This window comes from Mycobacterium sp. DL592, assembly GCF_011694515.1.
GTDB lineage: Bacteria > Actinomycetota > Actinomycetes > Mycobacteriales > Mycobacteriaceae > Mycobacterium.
Genome location: NZ_CP050192.1, coordinates 1,493,546 through 1,512,477 on the forward strand (window position 1 = coordinate 1,493,546; position 18,932 = coordinate 1,512,477).

16 protein-coding genes are annotated in these 18,932 nt (G+C 68.4%); 12 read left to right on the plus strand and 4 right to left on the minus strand.

Annotated features, from left to right (window positions below; translation table 11 throughout):
• The first annotated feature begins 3 nt into the window (after positions 1-3).
• Positions 4-2,415 (plus strand): CaiB/BaiF CoA-transferase family protein, encoded by a 2,412-nt coding sequence (locus HBE64_RS07280; RefSeq protein ID WP_167099699.1) that lies wholly within the window; start codon positions 4-6, stop codon positions 2,413-2,415.
• On the opposite strand, the gene HBE64_RS07285 is transcribed toward HBE64_RS07280, so the two are convergent.
• The gene (locus HBE64_RS07285; protein WP_243841524.1) at positions 2,399-2,968 is read right to left on the minus strand and encodes a TetR/AcrR family transcriptional regulator; all 570 of its coding nucleotides are present in this window, start codon (positions 2,966-2,968) and stop codon (positions 2,399-2,401) included. The two genes, HBE64_RS07280 and HBE64_RS07285, sit on opposite strands and share 17 nt — an antisense overlap.
• Positions 2,965-3,396 carry a nuclear transport factor 2 family protein gene (locus HBE64_RS07290; protein ID WP_208300580.1) on the minus strand — a complete coding sequence of 144 codons (432 nt, stop codon included), beginning with the start codon at positions 3,394-3,396 and terminating at the stop codon, positions 2,965-2,967. The genes HBE64_RS07285 and HBE64_RS07290 overlap by 4 nt, the downstream gene beginning before the upstream one ends.
• 119 nt (positions 3,397-3,515) lie before the next feature.
• On the opposite strand from HBE64_RS07290, the gene HBE64_RS07295 reads away from it, so the two are divergent.
• The 10 genes from HBE64_RS07295 to HBE64_RS07340 all read left to right on the plus strand — a co-directional run bounded on the left by HBE64_RS07295 (position 3,516) and on the right by HBE64_RS07340 (position 12,233).
• Entirely contained in the window at positions 3,516-4,706 is a 1,191-nt protein-coding gene (locus HBE64_RS07295) for an amidohydrolase family protein (RefSeq protein WP_167099702.1), read from the plus strand.
• A gap of 35 nt (positions 4,707-4,741) precedes the next feature.
• A complete protein-coding gene (locus tag HBE64_RS07300; protein WP_208300662.1) occupies positions 4,742-6,151 on the plus strand; it encodes a FadD3 family acyl-CoA ligase in 1,410 nt (469 codons plus the stop codon).
• A gap of 252 nt (positions 6,152-6,403) precedes the next feature.
• Positions 6,404-7,132 (plus strand): hypothetical protein, encoded by a 729-nt coding sequence (locus HBE64_RS07305; protein ID WP_167099708.1) that lies wholly within the window; start codon positions 6,404-6,406, stop codon positions 7,130-7,132.
• Positions 7,129-7,776, plus strand: a complete 648-nt coding sequence (locus HBE64_RS07310) for a twin-arginine translocation pathway signal (RefSeq protein ID WP_167099711.1) — start codon at positions 7,129-7,131, stop codon at positions 7,774-7,776. The genes HBE64_RS07305 and HBE64_RS07310 overlap by 4 nt, the downstream gene beginning before the upstream one ends.
• 27 nt (positions 7,777-7,803) lie before the next feature.
• Positions 7,804-9,294 (plus strand): class I adenylate-forming enzyme family protein, encoded by a 1,491-nt coding sequence (locus tag HBE64_RS07315; RefSeq protein WP_167099714.1) that lies wholly within the window; start codon positions 7,804-7,806, stop codon positions 9,292-9,294.
• A gap of 18 nt (positions 9,295-9,312) precedes the next feature.
• Complete coding sequence (locus HBE64_RS07320) at positions 9,313-9,615, plus strand: hypothetical protein (RefSeq protein WP_167099717.1); 303 nt, start codon at positions 9,313-9,315, stop codon at positions 9,613-9,615.
• Between the two features lie 11 nt (positions 9,616-9,626).
• Entirely contained in the window at positions 9,627-10,265 is a 639-nt protein-coding gene (locus HBE64_RS07325; protein ID WP_167099720.1) for a fatty-acid--CoA ligase, read from the plus strand.
• A gap of 9 nt (positions 10,266-10,274) precedes the next feature.
• The gene (locus tag HBE64_RS07330; RefSeq protein WP_167099723.1) at positions 10,275-10,478 is read left to right on the plus strand and encodes a bacterioferritin-associated ferredoxin; all 204 of its coding nucleotides are present in this window, start codon (positions 10,275-10,277) and stop codon (positions 10,476-10,478) included.
• Positions 10,479-10,606: 128 nt separating this feature from the next.
• A complete protein-coding gene (locus tag HBE64_RS07335) occupies positions 10,607-11,629 on the plus strand; it encodes a nitroreductase family protein (RefSeq protein WP_167099726.1) in 1,023 nt (340 codons plus the stop codon).
• Positions 11,630-11,639: 10 nt separating this feature from the next.
• The gene (locus tag HBE64_RS07340) at positions 11,640-12,233 is read left to right on the plus strand and encodes a hypothetical protein (protein ID WP_167099729.1); all 594 of its coding nucleotides are present in this window, start codon (positions 11,640-11,642) and stop codon (positions 12,231-12,233) included.
• Positions 12,234-12,235: 2 nt separating this feature from the next.
• Here HBE64_RS07340 and otsB read toward each other — a convergent pair whose 3' ends face one another.
• Positions 12,236-16,168, minus strand: a complete 3,933-nt coding sequence (gene otsB, locus HBE64_RS07345; RefSeq protein WP_167099732.1) for a trehalose-phosphatase — start codon at positions 16,166-16,168, stop codon at positions 12,236-12,238.
• A gap of 130 nt (positions 16,169-16,298) precedes the next feature.
• Here otsB and HBE64_RS07350 point away from each other — a divergent pair, with 130 nt between their 5' ends.
• The gene (locus tag HBE64_RS07350; protein ID WP_167099735.1) at positions 16,299-17,186 is read left to right on the plus strand and encodes a universal stress protein; all 888 of its coding nucleotides are present in this window, start codon (positions 16,299-16,301) and stop codon (positions 17,184-17,186) included.
• A 5-nt stretch (positions 17,187-17,191) separates the two neighbouring features.
• On the opposite strand, the gene HBE64_RS07355 is transcribed toward HBE64_RS07350, so the two are convergent.
• Positions 17,192-18,925, minus strand: coding sequence for a GAF domain-containing protein (locus tag HBE64_RS07355; RefSeq protein WP_167099738.1), 1,734 nt, complete (start codon positions 18,923-18,925; stop codon positions 17,192-17,194).
• Between the last annotated feature and the right edge of the window lie 7 nt (positions 18,926-18,932).

Below are 18,932 nucleotides of genomic sequence, written 5' to 3' on the forward strand. Positions count from 1 at the left end.
GCTGTGGCAGGCCCGCCCCTGAGCGGATTCGTGGTCGTCGACCTCTCGACCGGGATCGCCGGCGGCTACTGCACCAAGCTGCTCGCCGACGGCGGCGCCGACGTGGTCAAAGTCGAAGCGCCCGAGGGTGATCCACTACGACGGTGGTCGGCCTCCGGCGCCTCGATTCCACCGGGGCGCGACGGTGCCCTGTTCAGCTTCCTGGCCGGCGGAAAGCACAGCGTGGTCGCCGACCCCGCGGCTGCGGCCGACCTGGACCTCGTCGAGCGACTACTCGCCTCCGCTGACGCCGTGGTGTGGTCGCCGGGGTCGCCGGTGGTCGAGCTGTCCCGGTTGGCGCCGGAGTCGATTTTGGCGCGCCACCCGCACCTGATTGTCGCGTCGATCACCCCGTTCGGCCTGCACGGGCCCTGGAGTGGTCGTGCGGCAACGGAATTCACGCTGCAGGCGTGGTCCGGCGGCATCGTCGGGCTGGGCCGCGGCGCACCGGATCGCGCACCGGTCTACGTCGGGGGACAGGTCGGCGACTACCTGTCCGGGGCCTACGCCAGCGCCGCCATTCTGACCGCTGTTCACGGTGGTGTCGCCGGTGAACTGATCGACCTGTCGATGCTGGAGAGCCACGTGATGGGGCTGACCTACTACCCGGTGACCTACTACGAGATGCTGGGCCGACCGTGGCGGGATTCCAGAAAGCTCACCGTGCCCGGAATCGCTCGCGCCAGCGATGGTTTGGTGGACATCGGCTGCGGCACCGCTCAGCAGTGGTTCGACCTGTGCGCGATGACCGGGCACGAGGACTGGATCGACGAGGACTCGCCGCTGTCGATCACCGAACAGGCCAACGAGAAGGCCGGCGAACTGTACGCCTGGGTGGCCGAGCACACCGGTGAGGAGGTGCGTGAGCTGGCGACGGCGTTTCGAATCCCGAATGCCCCGGTTGCCAACGGCGCCAGCATCGAGTCCCTCGACCACTTCCGCGAGCGCGGCTCGTTCGTCGACAACCCGGCCGGTTTCCGTCAACCGGCATACCCCTACCGGATCTCCGGCGTCGACCTGCGCCCGCCGGCGCCCGCGCCACGCCTCGGTGAACACACCGAGGCGCACCGCGCCGCGGCCCGACCGCCACGCACCGCCGGCGCGCAGGCGAAGACGCTGCCGCTGCACGGCATTCGCGTCCTCGATCTGACCACCTTCTGGGCGGGGCCGTCGTGCACCCACCCGATGGCGCTGCTGGGTGCCGACGTGATCCACGTCGAGTCCGCGCGCCGCCCGGACGGCACCCGGATGATCGCCGGTGTGCCGGTGACCGAGGACCACTGGTGGGAAAAGCAGCCGATCTTCGCCGCGCTGAACACCAACAAGAAGGACATCACCGTCGACCTGGCCACCGAACGCGGCCGCGAGCTGCTGAACCGGCTGATCGCGACCGCCGACGTCATCGCCGAGAACTACACCCCGCGGGTGCTCGACCAGCTGGGCCTGGATTACGCCGCCGTCCGACGGATCAAGCCTGACATCGTCATGCTGCGGATGCCCGGGTTCGGCCTCGACGGGCCCTGGCGGGACAGCCCGGCGTTCGCCTATGTCATCGAAGCGGCAGCGGGGATCAGCTGGCTCACCGGCTACCCCGATCGCAACCCGTACGAGCCGTACTCGCTGGGCGATCCCAACGCGGGGTTGCACGCCCTCAACGCTGTGCTGCTGGCACTCGAGCACCGGCGTCGCACGGGGGAGGGCTCACTGGTCGAGGCGGCGATGATCGACGCGGCCCTCAACATTGCCGCCGAACAGGTCGTCGAATACACCGCCTACGGGGCGGTGCTGCAACGTGCCGGAAACCGCGGGCCAGCGGCCGCACCCCAGAACCTGTACCGCACCAACGACATCGACGAGTTCGGCCGCGACGACTCCTGGGTGGCGATCGCCATTGCCACCGACGAGCAGTGGCGGGCTCTGCGAGCCGCACTCGGTGACCCCGCCTGGGCGGCCGACCCGGTGCTCTCGACGGTGGCCGGGCGGCGCGCACAGCAGGACGCCATCGACGAACACCTGGGCGCCTGGTGCCGCCAGCGCAGCGGCGACGAGATCGTCGCCGCCCTATGGGACAACGGTGTTCCGGTCGCCCCGGTGATGCAGCCACACCGCCAGACCGAACTCGCCCAGCTCACCGCCCGCGGGTTCTTCGAAGAACTGGACCACCCCGTCAACGGACCCGCCCACTACACCACGCTGCCGTTCCGGCTCTCGGCCGGCCCCCAACGCTTCCACGTTGCCCCCGCGCCGCTGCTGGGACAGCACAATCACGAGGTCTTTGGTGAGCTCGGATTGTCCGACGGTGAGATCGCCGCGCTGGAAGCCGACGGGGTGATCGGCACCGCGCCGGCGCGCGGGGACTCTACGGCCGCCCGCTGACGGCCGGGGTGACGAGCTCCAGCAGCCAGCCGCCCCACTGTGCGTCGGTGCGTTTGCCCGGCAGCGCCAGCGCGGTCGAGACCGTCACCAGCAGCCCGGTCGCGAAGAACGTCCGTACGCCCATTGCATCAGTGCCGGTGAGCTCGGTGACCTTGTGCTGCAACGCCATATACCGTGCGGCCACATCGTCGCGCACAATCGGGTCACCGGCCGCAGCATACGCGTGCAGCATCACCAGTGCAACGGTTCTGTCGCGCTGCAGCAGGCGACGGTAGGCATCGCCGAGCGCCACCAGCGTGGGTTCGGGGGTGGCGACGAAGGCCTCGGTCACGCTGTCGAAGACCCACGCCACGACGTCGAGAAACAGCGAGCGTTTGGAGCCGAACATCTGCACGACGCGGGGATGGGAGACCTCTGCCCGGGCAGCGATCGCTTCTAATCGTGTTCCTGCCAAGCCATTTTCGGCGAACTCCGCGGCAGCGGCGCCGATGATTTCCTGGCGGCGGATGGCCGCGGGTTTGTGCACCCGGGGTGTCGGCGGTCGCTGGGTCACCGATCGGTGTTGCGGATCTGGCGGTTGACGAGGTCGTTGTCGTAGAGGCACCGGTAGGCGGTGATCAGTCCGTCCTCGCCGAACTCGAGGCGGTCGTCGCCGTGGAATTCGACCACCCGCCCCGTTCGGGCGAAGGTGCCGGTGAACTTCCACGCCACCAGCACTGCCCGGCGGCGGACGTCGGCGAACAGGCCCTCGAGGCGAAATGTGTTGTCCGGGAACGACCGTGCCATCTCGTTGACGAAGGCCCTGATCGGCTCCCGGCCGTGCACGGTCTCACCCAGCGCGGGTTCGTCGTAGACGAGGTCTTCGGCGCACAGCGCGGCGACCGCGTCACCGTCGTGGTTGTTCCATGCGGTTGCCCAGTGCAGGCAGAACTCCTCGACGGCTTTGGGGTCTGTGATCGCGGCGGGGCTGATGACTGTCATGGCGGCCAACTTACTGGTTTGTAAGAAAATGCGCAACGGTGCGAGAGCGGAAGAGGGAACGTATTGCCTTGGCGCGGTTGTGAGAATATGATTCTCGCTAACTGCATAAGGAGGATTTCATGGGTCAGCTGTCGCACCGGGTCGACGTCCCGTTTCCGATTTTCGACGCGGACAATCACCTGTACGAGCCGCCGGAGGCGCTGACGAAGTACCTGCCCAAGGAGTACAAGGACTTCGTCCAGTACGTACAGGTGAACGGCCGCACCAAGATCGCGCTGCGCGGCCAGATCAGCAACTACATCCCCAACCCGACCTTCGAGGTCGTCGCCCGCCCGGGCGCCTGGGAGGAGTACTTCAAGTACGGCAACCCCGACGGCAAGACCAAGCGGGAGCTCTTCGGTGAGCCGATGCGTGCGATCCCGGCGTTCTTCGAGCCCGGCCCGCGCCTGGAGGTGATGAACGAGCTGGGGCTGGACCGCACGCTGATGTTCCCGACCCTGGCCAGCCTGATCGAGGAGCGGCTGCGCGACGATCCGGTCGCCATCCACGTCCTGGTCCACTCGCTCAACCAGTGGCTCGACGAGGTGTGGGGCTTCAACTACCAGAACCGCATCTTCACCACTCCGGTGATCACCCTGCCCATCGTGGAGAAGGCGATCGAGGAGCTGGAGTGGGCGGTCAAACGTGGCGCCCGCTGCATCCTGGTGCGCCCGGCGCCGGTGCCCGGCTTCCGCGGCCCGCGGTCCTTCGCGCTGCCGGAGTTTGATCCGTTCTGGGAGCGGGTCGTGGAGTACGACCTGCTGGTCGGCATGCACTCCAGTGACAGCGGCTACTCGCGCTACACCTCCGAATGGGACGGTGCCAGCGCCGAGATGCTGCCGTTCCAGACCAACGCGATGGGCATCCTCAACGAGTGGCGCCCGATCCAGGACTCGGTGGGCTCCTGGGTAATCCACGGTGCGCTGTACCGCCACCCGAAGCTGAAGGTCGCGATTGTCGAGGCCGGCTCGAAGTGGATGACCCCGCTGCTCGACGGCCTGGCCGAGGTCTTCCGCAAGGCCCCCGAAGCCTTCCCGAGCGACCCGGTCGAGATGGTCAAGAGCCGCATCCACGTCAGCCCGTTCTTCGAGGACGGCATCGACGATCTGGTGAACCTGGTCGGTGTCGAGCAGGTGCTCTACGGTTCGGACTGGCCGCACCCCGAAGGCCTGGCCGAGCCCACCTACTACGTCGAGGCGCTCTCGCACCTCAAGGCCGAGGACCAGGCCAAGATCATGGGCGGCAACCTGAGCCGCCTCATCACGGTGTGACCTTCTCGGATCAGCATCCGCGGACCATCCCCGAGATGGTCGCCAGCGCAGCGGACCGGTTCGGCGACAGTGAAGCTGTCGTCGACGGTCCGCTGCGTCTTACGTTCGCCGAGGTCGCCCACCGGGTCCGGTGCGCGGCAGGCGCATTCGCCAACGCCGGTGTCGACAAGGGCGACCGCGTCGCGATCTGGGCACCCAACTCGGCGCACTGGATGATCGCCGCGTTCGGCGCCCTCACCGCGGGGGCCGTCGTGGTTCCGGTGAGCACCCGGTACAAGACCGCCGAGGCCGCCGACATCATCACCCGCAGCGGCGCCAAGGTCGTCCTCGTCGAGAAGGGTTTCCTGGAGCAGGAATTCACCGCGCCGCCGGGTGTACCCACCTTTGATCTGACCTCGGGATTCCTCGAGGACGGCGCGCCGGTGCAGCGGGCCGTCCGCGGCACTGACATCGCCGACATCATCTACACCTCCGGGACCACGGGGCGGCCCAAGGGCGTGATGATGAACCACCAGCAGAACCTGCGGATGTACTCCGAATGGTGCGACCTGGCCGACCTGCGCCGCGGCGACCGCTACCTGATCGTCAACCCGTTCTTCCACACCTTCGGCTACAAGGCGGGCTGCCTGGCGTCGTTCATCCGGGGCGCGACCATGCTCCCGGTTGCGGTCTTCGACATCGACCGGGTGGTCGAACTCATTGCCGCCGAACGCATCACGATGCTGCCCGGCCCGCCGACGCTGTACCACTCCCTGCTCGCGGTCGAGGACAAGAGCAAGCTGGCCACCCTGCGCGCCGGCGTCACCGGTGCGGCCGACATCCCAGTCGAACTCATCCGCCGAGTCCACGAGGAGCTTCCGTTCCAGACGCTGGCCACCGGCTACGGTCTGACCGAGGCCGGAACGGCGACGATGTCGCGGCCCGGTGACTCGTTCGACGACATCGCCACCACCGCGGGCCTGCCCGTCGCCGACGTCGAGGTGCGGCTGGCGCACGACGCCGAGGTGCTGGTGCGCGGATACAGCGTGATGCAGGGCTACTTCGACGACCCGGCGGCCACCGCCGAGGCTATCGACAGCGAGGGCTGGCTGCACACCGGCGATCTGGGGTGCTTCACCGACAGCGGGCGGCTGCGCATCGTCGGCCGCAAGAAGGACATGTTCATCGTCGGCGGCTTCAACGCTTACCCCGCCGAGATCGAGGGCTTCCTGATGGAACACCCGGCGGTCGCGCAGGCGGCGGTCATCGGTGTGCCCGACGAGCGTCTGGGGCAGGTCGGCAAGGCGTTCGTCGTGCCCAAACGCGGTGCGGACGTGTCGGCGGACGGCCTCATCTCCTGGAGCCGCGACCGGATGGCCGGGTTCAAGGTGCCCAGGACGGTTGAGTTTCTGGAGGCTCTTCCGCTCAATGCGACCGGCAAGGTTATGAAAGACCACCTGCGCTGAGGCCATGAAAGCCCTGTTCTCCCACGTCGCGGTGCTTGTGGCTGACCACCCTGGTATAGCATGATTTCCGCCCAGTGATAATGTCATTCTCGCACTTGGTGCGGTACTCGCGCCAGCGCCGGTCTCGGCCGCCTCGTCGCTCTCGCGGCGGATCGCCGACAATGAGCGGCGGTCGGCGGCCAGCGCTCAGCGAGCGCCCGTACGCTGGCTGGATGCTTGGTCCAGGGAGGAGTTCGGACATGTGTAGGTGGTATGGCGTCTGACGTGAACAGCAAAGGTGCTGCGGTAGACGGAGACGATGCCGTCTCCGAGGTCATGGCGCAGCTGGCTGAGGCTGAAGCGGCCGAGGCGCAGGCGCGCGCCGAGGCGGCCCGGGCGAAGGCGACGGCCGCGCGGCTGCGTGGCGCATCCGACACCGCCGAGGCCGATACCGACGGGGCCGAGACCCACGACGTCGAGCCTGACGATGCCGAGCCTGGCCGGCCCTGGTGGTCGCGGCTGCCGTGGTCCAAGATCGTGGCGGGCCTGGTCGTGCTGGGTATCTGTGCCCTGCTGGCGCTGACCGGGCTGATGATCTGGCAACACCAGCGGGTCGAGGCCCAGCGAGCCCACCGCGCCGCGATCGTCACCGCGGCCAAAGACGGTGTGACCGCGTTGCTGTCGATCGACTACACCCACGCCAAGGCCGACGTGCAGCGGGTGATCGACTTGTCGACGGGCTCGTTCAAGGACGACTTCACCAAGGGCGCAGACGATTTCGTCAAGACCGCCGAGCAGTCCAAGGCGGTGACGGTCGGCTCGATCAACGCCGCCGCGCTGGAGGGCGACACCGGTGATTCGTGGGTGGTCCTGCTTGCGGCGTCGTCGCAGGTGACCAATGCCAATGGGGCTAAACAGGATCCGCGGGCGTGGCGGATGAGTGTGACGGTGACACGTGACGGGGACAAACTGAAGATGTCGAATGTGGAGTTCGTGCCATGAGCAGTGCCGACGAAGAGACCAAGACCGAGTCAGTGGAGGACTCCGACAAGACAGAGTCTGTCGAGGAGACTGATACCACGGGCACCGAGGCTGAAGCCACCCAAGCCGACACCGCCGAGGAGCCCACTCCCGGTGCGTTGGGCCGCGCGGCCGGTGGGCTTCGGCGGCGGTGGGTAGCAGCGTTGCTCGCCGTGCTGCTGGTCGCCTCGGCCGGTGCGGCCGGAGGGGTCTATTGGTGGATGTACCGCCCGGATCAGCAGACCGGTGCCAAGGCCCAGCAGCAGGTCACCGACGCCGCCCGCGAGGGCACGGTCGCCCTGCTGTCCTACGCGCCGGACACGTTGGACAAGGACCTGTCCAACGCCAAGTCGCACCTGACCGGTGAGTTCCTGAAGTACTACAGCCAGTTCACCGACCAGATCGTGGCGCCGGCCGCCAAACAGAAGGGCGTCAAGACCGAGGCGACCGTCGCGCGTGCCGCTGTCTCGCAGATGGAGCCGAGCCGGGCGGTGGTGCTGGTGTTCGTCAACCAGGTGACCACCAGCAAGGACCGGCCCGACCCCGCGCTGGCCACCAGCAGCGTGCTGGTGACCCTGGTCAAGGACCAGGACCGCTGGAAGATCTCGGAGTTCAACCCTGTCTAGGCATCTGGCGCCACGAGGAGTGAATCGATGAGCGTTGCACTGCTGTTGGAGATGGCGGCCTCGGACGCCGACCGCATCGGTGTGGTCTCCGACGACCAGCGGCTGACCGTCGGCGAGCTGAACGCGCTAGCCGACGGCGGTGCCGGGGTCATCGCGGCATCCGGTGCGGACAGCATCGTCTACGTGGGCACCGGCGGGGTGATGCTGCCGTTGCTCATTTTCGCCTCGGCGCGCGCCGCACGTCCGTTCACCCCGCTCAACTATCGCCTCTCCGGTGAGGCGCTGGCCGAGCTGATCGACCGGCTCCCGCAGCCGCTGGTGGTGTTCGACGCCGAATACGCCGACGTGGTAGCCGGTTTGGGGGCCAGCCGGATCGAGTCCCAGGAGTTCGTCGCCGCCGCTGCGCAAGCCGAGCCGGTCGCCGAGTTCCCTGACCCCGACGATGTCGCCGTCGTGCTCTTCACGTCGGGCACCACATCGCGGCCCAAAGCCGTTGAGCTGTCCCACAACAACCTCACCAGCTACGTGACGGGTACCGTCGAGTTCGCCTCGGCGGAGCCCGGCGACGCCGCCCTGATCTGCGTGCCGCCCTACCACATCGCCGGGGTCGGAGCCGCGCTGTCCAATCTCTACGCCGGCCGAAAGATGGTGTATCTGCGCAAGTTCGACGCCACGGAGTGGATCCGGCTGGCCTCGTCCGAAGCGGTCACCAGCGCGACCGTCGTCCCCACCATGCTGGACCGGATCATCAGTCAGCTGGAATCAGATCCCACCCCGCTGCCCGCGTTGCGGACGCTGGCCTACGGTGGATCCAAGGTGGGCCTTCCGCTGGTGCGCAAAGCCCTCGAACTGCTGCCCGAAGTCGGCTTCGTCAATGCCTACGGCCTGACCGAAACCAGTTCCACCATCGCGGTTCTCACACCCGATGACCACCGCGCGGCGCACACGGCCGCCGACGAATCCGCCCGGAAGCGGCTGGGCTCGGTCGGACAACCGGTGCCGGGCATCGAAGTGCAGATTCGCGCCGAGGACGGCACCGTGCTGGGCCCCGAGGAAGTCGGGGAGCTGTTCGTGCGCGGTGAGCAGGTGTCGGGCAAGTACGCCGAAATCGGGTCCGTCCTCGACGAACACGGCTGGTTTCCCACCAAGGACGTCGCCTACCTCGACGCCGAGGGATACCTCTTCATCGGTGGGCGCTCCGATGACACCATCATCCGCGGCGGGGAGAACATCGCCCCCGCCGAGATCGAGGACGTCCTCGTCGAGCATCCCCATGTCCACGACGTCGCCGTCGTCGGCGTCGAGGACGCCGAATGGGGCCAGATCATGGTCGCCGTCGTGGTGCCCGTCACCGACATCGCGCCGGATCCCGAGGAATTGCGCGCCCACGTGCGTGCGCATCTGCGGGGCTCGCGCACGCCGGACCGGGTGGTGTTCCGCCACGAACTGCCCACCACGCCGACCGGCAAGGTGCTGCGCCGGCAGCTGGCCGACGAACTCAAGACGCCCACCACCTAGATCTCAGGGAGGACAACCATGATCAAGACCGGTACCCGGCTGCAAAGCCAGGTCTGTGACACCCAGGTGATCGTCGTGCGCTCGTCGGAGAGCCTCGACGACCTGCGGGCCGGCGGGGTGGCGATGATCCCGCTCGACGCCGAGAAGGCCGCCGACGCCAGCCTGGACCCGGACTTCGCCGGCGGCGCGGTGATGGGAAAGCGCTACGTCGACGACAGCGGCGCCGAAGTGCTGGTCACCAAGGCCGGCGCGGGCACCCTGTCGGTGGGCACCACGCCGCTGGAGCAGAAGACCGCCAAACCCCTGCCGGCCAGCGACTAGCCCAGGGCGCCATGACTGCCGCGGCGGATGACCAGCAGCACACGCTGGTACTCGCCATGGACTACCGGGTGCCCGACCCGGACAAGGTGTGGCCGGTGCTGCAGCGCAGCCAGGCCGCGCTCGCCGACCTCGGTGCGCACTACGTACTCGTCTACACCTCCACCCGTGACCCCGGCCGTGTCATGGTCACCATCTCGCTGCGCAGCAGGGAACCCATCCTCGAGGTCCTGCGGTCCGGACTGTTCCTGAGCTGGTTCGACTCCGTCGGTCTGCAGGACATCCCGGCCATCTTCGCCGGTGACACCGTCGAGAAGATCGCCGTCAGCGCGACCGACCCGGACACCACCCCCGGGGTCATCATGTCGACGATCGCCCGCGTCGAGGATGTATCGCAGCTGATCTCACGCATTCGACGTGCGCTTCCCCGATTCGCCGACGCGGGTATCCGCAATCTGCGGGTGTTCGGGGCGTTCGACGACGAGCACGAGGTGATGATCCTGCAGGAGATCGACTCCGAGCAGGACGCGAGCCGCTGGATCGACCACCCGGATTCGGTCGCGGAATGGATGGCCGGTGCCGGTGTCGGCGCCTACCCGCCGATCTTCGTCGGTCGCCTCAAGCACATGCTGCGTATCGACGAGAACGCCTGAGCGGCAGCCATGTTCGTTTGTCTGTGCAAAGGTGTCACCAGCCAGACAGTCGCTGACATCGTCGCTGCGGGGGCGACCACCACCAAACAGGTGGCCAAAGCGTGCGGCGCCGGAACCGAATGCGGGCGCTGCAAACACACCATTCGCGCCATCATCGAGGCCGCCGGGCCGCCGGAGCCCAAGCGCCGCAGGGGCTTCCTGCACAGGGGATGACGATGGGCCCGCTCGGCCGAAGAACGGCTGCACAAGTCCCCGCAGCAAGGGACTAACGTCTCTGGTCTCGTCGGCGCGGTCTGGGCGACTCTGGGAGGAGAGATCGACCAGAGAAGGCGGCGAGAACCATGAGCGCGCATTTTCCTGACCCGCAAACGGTGCGCGCCGCACTCAGCCTGGCGGCGCGCGCACCCTCGGTGCACAACTCCCAGCCCTGGCACTGGCGAGTGGGGCCACACAGCATCCAGCTCGACGCCGACCCCAGCCGGCATCTGCCCAGAACCGACCCGGACCGCCGCGACATGCTGATCAGCTGCGGTGCCACCTTGCATCACTGCACGGTGGCCCTGGCGGCGATGGGCTGGCAGGCCAAGGTCCACCGGTTCCCGAACCCAGCCGATCGCGACCACGTCGCCTCGCTCGAGCTCCACCCGCAAGCACCGGGCGAGCTCGACGTCACCCTGGCCGCGGCCATCACCCGTCGGCGCACCGACCGACGCACCTACGGTTCCTGGCCGGTGCCCGTCGGCGATATCGCCCTGATGGGTGCACGCGCTGCCCGCGCCGGGGTGATGCTGCGCCAGATCGAGCTGCTGCCGCAGCTCAACGCGATCGTGGCCGAGTCGGTCGCCAGGCACAACACCGACACCGACTACCTCACCGAGCTCAACGCGTGGAGCGGGCGGCACGGATCGGTGGCCGGGGTACCCGCCCGAAACGCCCCGCCGGTCGATTCTCGCGCCCCCATCCCCGCGCGGGCCTTCGCCGGACCCGCGCTTAAACAACCCGCGCTGGCGTCTCCGGTCGAGGACAACGGCGTGATGCTGGCGCTGGGCACCGAGACCGACGACGACCTGGCCCGGGTCCGGGCCGGGGAGGCCACCAGTCTGGTGCTGCTGTCGGCAACCGCGATGGGCCTGGCCACCTGCCCGGTGACCGAACCGCTCGAGATCCCCGAGACCCGTGAAGCCGTGCGGGCCGACGTATTCGGCACCAGCGGGCACCCGCAGATGCTGCTGCGGCTCGGCTGGGCGGCTATCAACGCCGACCCGCTGCCGGCCACCCCGCGGCGCCCGCTTCCCGACATCGCGGACTGGCTCAACGACGGCGCCTTCATCGTCGGTGCCGACGCAGTGAGCAAAGCGGGGTAGTGCCGCCGGTATGGACACCATCGTGACCGGTCCGCACGGGTGGCTCTGGCGGCTGTTCACGCGAAATGCCCTGGTGCGCACCAGCGACCGAGTCGAATCGTTGGTGTCGATCCTGGCCGTCGCCCTGGTGCTGCTGGCCCTGCCGCTCGCGGGAGCGATCGGTACCGAGGTGCACGCCAGTCGCAGCGCGGCCTACCAGGAGCAGGTGCGGACCCGCCACACCGTGGCGGCGACGGTACTCGACGACAGCACCTCGACGGTTCGGCCCTATGAGGTGTCCTTCGACGTCCACGCCCGCTGGTACGACCACGGCGTTGCGCACGAAGATGTGTTCGGCTGGGATCGACCCGCCGGTGTCGGTGAGAAGCTCACGATCTGGGTCGACGAGGCGGGCGCCTATACCGGTCCGCCGATGCCCCCGCGGCGGGCAGCCAGCGATGGCATCGTAGCCGGTGTCGTGCTGTGGCTGTCGGTGCTGACCGTGGTCGCCTCGGTGACCGGGCTGGTGCGCTTCCGCCTCGAGCGGCGCAGGCACGCCCAGTGGGACCGGGGGTTACGCGCCCTGGTCGGTGACGACGGCGGGCGCACCAGTACCGAGCACTGACCTCACGGGAAGCGCAGCGTCGTTCCCGGCGTAAGAGTTTGCACCTGCCCGCGGCATTCGATCTCGATCGCGGGATGGTCGGCCGGATCGACACTGACCTCGGCGCTGCGGCCGTGGATCGTCAGGTGCAACCGGTAGCCGCGGTAGAAGATCGGCAGGCGAAGCGCCCCAAGACTTTCCGGCCACATCGGGCTCAGGATCAACCGGTCGGCGCGGGTCTCCAGCCCGGTGAAGCATCGCTGCAGCAGGTCGATGCTTCCGGCCATGGCGGCGACGTGGATTCCTTCGGCCGTGGTGCCGCCCTGGATGTCGGCCACATCGGACATCAGGACCTGCTGGAAGTAGCGCATCGCCCGTTCGCGGTCACCGCGGGCCAGCACCCAGGCGTGCACCACACCGCTCAGCGTCGAACCGTGCGAGGTGCGGTGCAGGTAGTAGTCGACGGTCTTGGGGATCTGCTCCGGGGTGAGCCGGTAGCCCATGCGGGCGAACAGTTCCCGAAGTTCGTCGGACGACAGCAGGTAGAACAGCATGAGTACGTCGGCCTGCTTGGAGGCGCGGTAGCGGTTGACGCTGTCGTTCTCGGCCTCCAGGATGCGGTCGAGTCGCTGGATGTTCCCGTAGCGCTCGCGGTAGCCGTGCCAATCGAGTTCGGCCAGTTGGTCATAGCCCTGGAACTGGCTGATGACACCCTCATGGAAGGGGACATACATCCGCCGGCTCACCTCGTCCCACCGGTCGAGTTCGCGGCCATGGATGCCCATGGTCTCCATCAGGTCCAGGCGGTCGCGCAGCGGCAACGCATCTAGGGCGTCGAGGGCGCGCACGATCACCCACACCGCCATCACGTTGGTGTAGGCGTTGTTGTCGATACCGTCGTAGGGCCGGTCAGGGTAGCCGGAATGGAACTCGTCGGGCCCGATCACCCCCCGAATCACATAGCGGCCCAACGCTTCGTCGTACTCGGCGCGACTCACCCAGAAACGGGCGATCTCGGCCAGCATCTCTGCGCCGTTCTCGATCAGATACTCCAGGTCACCGGTGACCTGGTAGTACTGCCAGACGTTGAAGGCCACGGCGATACCGATGTGGTGGGCGCGGGCGCTGGCATCGGGATTCCAGTGCCCCGAATTCGGGTTGAGGTGCAGCTTCTGGCTCTCCTCGCGCCCGTCGCTGCCGGACTGCCAGGGGAACATGGCCCCGGCGTAGCCCGCCTCCGCGGCGGCGCGGCGCGCCTCGGGAAGCCGGCGGTAGCGGTAGCGCAGCAGCGAGCGGGTGATCGCCGGGAAGCGCAGGTTGAGCACCGGGAACACGAACAGCTCGTCCCAGAAGATGTGGCCGCGATAGGCCTCGCCGTGCAGGCCACGTGCCGGCAGCCCGGCATCGAGGTCCACGGCACGGTTGGGCACCGTCTGCAACAGCTGCAGCAGGTGCAGACGCACCACCCGCATGGCATCGGGATTGTCGTCGAAGGCGATGTCGAAACGCTCCCACAGGTGCGCCCATTCGCGGACGTGCCCGTCGCGCAGATCGCTGTAGCGGCCGAGCTGGCTCAGCAGCCGGTGCGCGGCTTCACCCGGTTCGGAGATGGCGTGGTCGCGGCCGGTGAAGATGGTCGCCATCTTCTCCACGGTCACCGACTCACCCGGTGACACCGACACCACGAAGTCGTGACCGGTGCGGCGTTCCTCGTCGACGAAGCGGCTGTCGATCTCGAGTGCGTCCTCGCCGCGCCACACGGTGGTGCGGGCGGCCACCGCGATCGGGATCCGCGACTGCACCGTCTGGCACACCAGCAGCACCGAGTCGGGGGACAGCTCGCGGGTGGTGGTGGCCACGAGGTGGTCATCGGAGAGGTCCCGGTAGCGGTCCACCCCCGAATTGCGCACATCGCCGTCGATCAGCGACAGGAATTCGATTGTGCCCGACCAGTCTTCGGCCCAGACGGTGGTCTCCAGGGCGCAGGCGTGCGGCAGGTGCATGGCCGCGATACGCCGCTGCGCGACCCGGCAGGTGCGCCCGCCGGGGTCGCGGAACCGGAACTCCCGGTACAGCTCGGCCTGGCGCAGGTCCATGTTCTGCCGATAGGACAGCAGGTTGGCCGAGTCGATGTCGAACCAGTCACCGCCGTCGATGCGGAATTTCAGCGACAGCCAGTTCGGCAGATTGACCAGGCTCTCGTTCTCGATGCGAACGCCGGACACCTCGTCGGTGAGGCGGTTGTAGAGCCCGGCCGAGTACGTGCCGGGGTAGTGGAACGTGCCGGCGTCGGCCTCCGGCGCGCAGCCCCGGGTGGCCCGGTATCCGTTGCCGACGGTGCACAGCGCCTCACGCAGCCGCTCCTGCTCGGGGATATAGCCGCCGAAGGTGAACGACCAAGGGCTGGAGAGAATCTGACGGTCGACGTCACACTGCTCGACCAGTCGTTCGACGAACTCGCGGACGTGCGTCGGGTCGTCGAGGGAGTATCGGGCGGCGGTGCAGCGGTTGCCGTCCTCGGAGTGGCGCACCACGATGCCGATGCCGTCGTGCAGCACCGAGTCGAACCCGTCCTCGTCGGTCAGGTCGTCGCCGAGGTAGATCGGCAGCAGGGGTTCCTGGCCGGCCACCTGGTCGACGATCCACTCCAGCGTCTTGCCCTTGTCCCAGTCCATGTTCGGCCGCAACTCGACGACCTTGCGGCCCGAGGTCACCTTCAGGCCGTGCCGCACACCGGCGCGGTGTACCGCGGCGGTGGCCACCGCTTCGGCATCGGTGCCGCCGTTGCGGTAGTGCACCGCGACGGCGAACCGCTTGTGCTCCACGAAGATTCCGGTGATGTCGGCGAGTTCTGCCCGCAGTTCGTCGGCGGCCTGCGCCAGCAGCGGTGCGGCCGCCGCGGCGGTCTCGTTCTCGCGGTGGACCCCGTCGGGGCCCACCATCTCGAACCCGTGACTGCCCGCATACCACAGGCCCGGGATCCCGATCCGGTCGCGGATGTCGTCGAGCCCGCGACCGGAGAGCACTGCGACGGGGTACAGCGCGGCCAGCGACTGCAGTGCCTTGTCGGCGCCGGGAACCAGCGTGGCCGCGCCCGGATCGTCGACGATGTCCGACAGGGTGCCGTCGAAGTCGAAGAACAGTGCCGGGCGGCGGGCGGCCACCACACCGGCGATCTGGCCGAAGGACAGCAGCGCATCGGGCAGTGCCGACATCCGCCGGTCGATGGCGCGCACGGTGACGTCGGCGAGATCACCGATCACCGTGTCGGCGCCGTATCTCAGCAGACTCTCGGCAGCCTGGCCGCTGCGGTCGACGCCGATCACGAGCCCGAACCCGCCGGCCCGCCCCGCCGCCACCCCGGCCTCGGCGTCCTCGACCACCACGCACCGTCCGGGCCTGGCGCCCAGCCGGCGGGCGGTCTCCAGCAGCATGGCCGGGTCGGGCTTGCCCGGCAGTCCCAACCGCTCGGCGGTGATGCCGTCGACCCGGACCGCGAAATAGCTACCGATGCCCGCGGATTCCAGCACGCGTTCGCAGTTGCGGCTCGCCGAGTACACCGCCGTACCCACCCCGAGCTCGTCGAGGCGGCGCACCAGCGCCACCGTGGACTCGAAGGTCGGCACCCCGTCGGCGATGCGCGCGAGGTAGAGCTGCTGCTTTCGGTTGCCCAGCCCGCAGATGGTGTCGGAGCCCTCGTCGGCCGGTGAGCCCCACGGCAGTGTGATCGAGCGAGAAGCCAGAAAGTCCCGCACCCCGTCGTAGCGCGGTTTACCGTCGATGTAATGCCGGTAATCGGTGGGGGTGAAGTCGTAGTCGCAGAAGAGTTCGGCCCACGCTTGCTCGTGTATCGCCGCCGTGTCGGTGATCACACCGTCGAGGTCGAACAACACCGCGTCGTGGTAGCGCGGGTCGATTGCCACCGGCAGGCCGATGTCCGCACTGTCGATGCCCATAGCTGCGACCCTGCCACAAGCGCACCCGCGCGATCAGGGCCTTGTGGCCATCCGGTAGGTGACCAAGGCCTCATGATCACGGGGACCGTTAGACCTAGCGTTGGAGACAGCGCAGAAGAAGGAGAATGAAATGTCAACTCCGACAACTCATCGCGGAATTCTGGTCGGCGTCGACGGATCGCCGGAGTCCAAGGTCGCCGTGGACTGGGCCGCACGCGACGCGGCGATGTACGGCGCGCCACTGAAATTGGTCCACATTCTCAACCCACCGGTGGTGATGACCTTCCCCGAGGTTCCGTTGCCGCCGGGATATCTGCAGTGGCAGGAGGAATCGGGACAGGAGATCCTCGACGCCGCGGTCCGGACGGCCGCCGAGGCCACCCGGGACCATCCGATCGAGATCACCAGCGAGATGGTGGCAGGCCCCACCGTGCCGACCCTGGTCGAGCAGACCAAGGACGTCGGGCTCGTGGTCGTCGGCTGCCGCGGCCGCGGCGCGCTGGCCCGCAGCCTGCTCGGATCGGTCAGCACCGGACTGGCCCACCATGCCCACTGCCCGGTGGCGGTCATCCACGACGAGGACCCACTGATGGCCCACCCGTCGAAAGCACCCGTGGTGGTGGGAATCGACGGATCGCCCGCCTCCGAGCTGGCCACCTCAATTGCGTTCGAGGAGGCCAGTTTCCGCGGAGTCGATGTACTGGCCGTGCACGCCTGGAGTGACACCGGGGTCTTCGAGTTCCCCGGGGTGGACTGGTCGACCATGCAGGCACTCGGCGAGGAGACCCTCAGCGAGCGGCTGGCCGGCTGGCAGGAGCGTTATCCCGACGTGCCGGTGCGCCGGGTCGTCGTCGCCGACCGGCCCGCGCGTCAGCTCATCGAGCAATCCGAGTCCGCGCAACTCGTCGTCGTCGGCAGCCATGGCCGCGGCGGATTCGCGGGAATGCTGCTGGGTTCGGTCAGCACCGCGGTACTGCACGGGGTCCGGATGCCGGTGATCATCGCGCGCAGTTCCTAGCGGGCTCAGGGCAGCGGCGCGCTCCAACGCAGCACCGTGCCGCCGTCCGGCCCGGCGCCGACGCTGAACGCACCGCCGACGTCGGCGGCCCGACGCCGCAGATTCGTCAGCCCACTGGCGGTGACGTCGGCAGGCATGCCGCACCCGTCGTCGACCACCTCGATCTGCAACTCGTCCTCGACCCGCACCGTGACCGCCAGGGTCCGGGCGTCCGCGTGGCGCACTGCATTGCTGACCGCCTCGCGGACCACCGCTTCGGCATGGTCGGCCAACTCGGCCTCGACCACCGACAGCGGACCGATGTACTGCACCGTCGTTCGCGGGCCCGCACCGGCGAACGCACCGATGGCCTCATCGAGGCGCTGGCGGAGCCGGGTCGTCCCCACCGCACCGCCGTGCAGGTCGAAGATCGCCGTGCGGATCTCCTGGATCACGTCCTGCAACTCGTCGACGGCGTCCGTCAGTCGGTGCCGCACCTCGGCCGAGTGTGCACGCGGAATGGTGCCCTGCATCGTCAGCCCGAGTGCGAACAACCGCTGGATGACATGGTCGTGCAGGTCGCGGGCGATGCGGTCCCGGTCGGAAAGTACGTCGAGTTCGCGTAGGTGCCGCTGTGTGCTGGCCAGTTGCCAGGCCAGCGTGGCTTGATCGGCGAACGCCGCCATCATGTCGCGCTGCTCGTCGGTGAACCGGCGGGCGCCGCGGCGGCGCAGGATCACCAGCACGCCTGCCACGGTCTCGGTGGTGCGCAGCGGCAGCACCAAGGCCGGGCCGGCGTCCGGCATGACGTCGAGCCCGTCGTCGAGGGCGTCGAGGTGGCGGGCAGCACGCCCGGCGAAGGCGGCCCCGATCACCGTGCCGGTCACCGGGATCGGCTTGGCACGTCCGGCGGGGCCCGCTGCGCCTGCGGTCTCGACGATGACGAGTTCGGTGACCTTCGAGACCGGCAGCTCGCTGTCGGTCGGCACCGCGACCAGAACCGCGTCGGCCGCGGTCAATTCGAGCGCCTCGTCGGCGATCAGCCGGAACACCTGCGCTGGGTCGGCGCCGCCCAGCAGCTGGGTCCCGATGTCGCGGGTCGCCTCGATCCAGGACTGGCGCACCCGGGACTCCTCGTAGAGCCGGGCGTTCGAGATCGCGATACCCGCCGCGGCGGCCAGCGCCTCGACCAGAACCTCGTCGTCCTCGCTGAACGGCTGCCCGTCGGCCTTCTCGGTCAGATAGAGGTTGCCGAACACCTCGTCGCGGATGCGCACCGGCACACCCAGGAAGGTCCGCATCGGCGGGTGGTTCGGCGGAAAGCCGACCGAGGCCGGGTGCTGCAGGATGTTGTCGAGGCGAATGGGCTTGGGCTCGTCGATCAGATGGCCCAGTACGCCGCGGCCCGAGGGTAGCGGCCCGATCGTCGTGCGGGTCTGCGCGTCGATGCCGTCGTAGATGAACTCGACCAGCTCGTGGTCCTGGCCGCGCACGCCGAGCGCGCCGTAGCGCGCGTCGACCAGGTCGATCGCGGTCTCCACGATGGTTTTCAGGGTGACGTCGAGCTCGAGTCCGGAGGTCACCATCAGCATGGCTTCGACCAGGCCGTCGAGCCGGTCCCGGCCCCGCACGATCTGCTCCACCCGGTCCTGGACCTCGACGAGCAGCTCTCGGAGCCGCAGCTGGGACAGAGTGTCGCGCAGCGGCGGTGCAGCTGCGTGGTCCCCCTCCGAGCCGACGTGGTCGGTCACAGGAGCCATCGTGCCA

Bases quoted from the DNA above. Each gene is read 5' to 3' on its own strand.
- HBE64_RS07310 (WP_167099711.1), top strand. From the start codon at position 7,129: ATGAGCAGTGCCGACGAAGAGACCAAGACCGAGTCAGTGGAGGACTCC.
- HBE64_RS07330 (WP_167099723.1), top strand. From the start codon at position 10,275: ATGTTCGTTTGTCTGTGCAAAGGTGTCACCAGCCAGACAGTCGCTGAC.
- HBE64_RS07355 (WP_167099738.1), bottom strand. From the start codon at position 18,925: ATGGCTCCTGTGACCGACCACGTCGGCTCGGAGGGGGACCACGCAGCT.
- HBE64_RS07295 (WP_167099702.1), top strand. From the start codon at position 3,516: ATGGGTCAGCTGTCGCACCGGGTCGACGTCCCGTTTCCGATTTTCGAC.
- HBE64_RS07335 (WP_167099726.1), top strand. From the start codon at position 10,607: ATGAGCGCGCATTTTCCTGACCCGCAAACGGTGCGCGCCGCACTCAGC.
- HBE64_RS07325 (WP_167099720.1), top strand. From the start codon at position 9,627: ATGACTGCCGCGGCGGATGACCAGCAGCACACGCTGGTACTCGCCATG.
- HBE64_RS07320 (WP_167099717.1), top strand. From the start codon at position 9,313: ATGATCAAGACCGGTACCCGGCTGCAAAGCCAGGTCTGTGACACCCAG.
- HBE64_RS07305 (WP_167099708.1), top strand. From the start codon at position 6,404: ATGGCGTCTGACGTGAACAGCAAAGGTGCTGCGGTAGACGGAGACGAT.
- HBE64_RS07315 (WP_167099714.1), top strand. From the start codon at position 7,804: ATGAGCGTTGCACTGCTGTTGGAGATGGCGGCCTCGGACGCCGACCGC.
- HBE64_RS07350 (WP_167099735.1), top strand. From the start codon at position 16,299: ATGTCAACTCCGACAACTCATCGCGGAATTCTGGTCGGCGTCGACGGA.
- HBE64_RS07300 (WP_208300662.1), top strand. From the start codon at position 4,742: ATGGTCGCCAGCGCAGCGGACCGGTTCGGCGACAGTGAAGCTGTCGTC.
- otsB (WP_167099732.1), bottom strand. From the start codon at position 16,168: ATGGGCATCGACAGTGCGGACATCGGCCTGCCGGTGGCAATCGACCCG.
- HBE64_RS07340 (WP_167099729.1), top strand. From the start codon at position 11,640: ATGGACACCATCGTGACCGGTCCGCACGGGTGGCTCTGGCGGCTGTTC.
- HBE64_RS07290 (WP_208300580.1), bottom strand. From the start codon at position 3,396: ATGACAGTCATCAGCCCCGCCGCGATCACAGACCCCAAAGCCGTCGAG.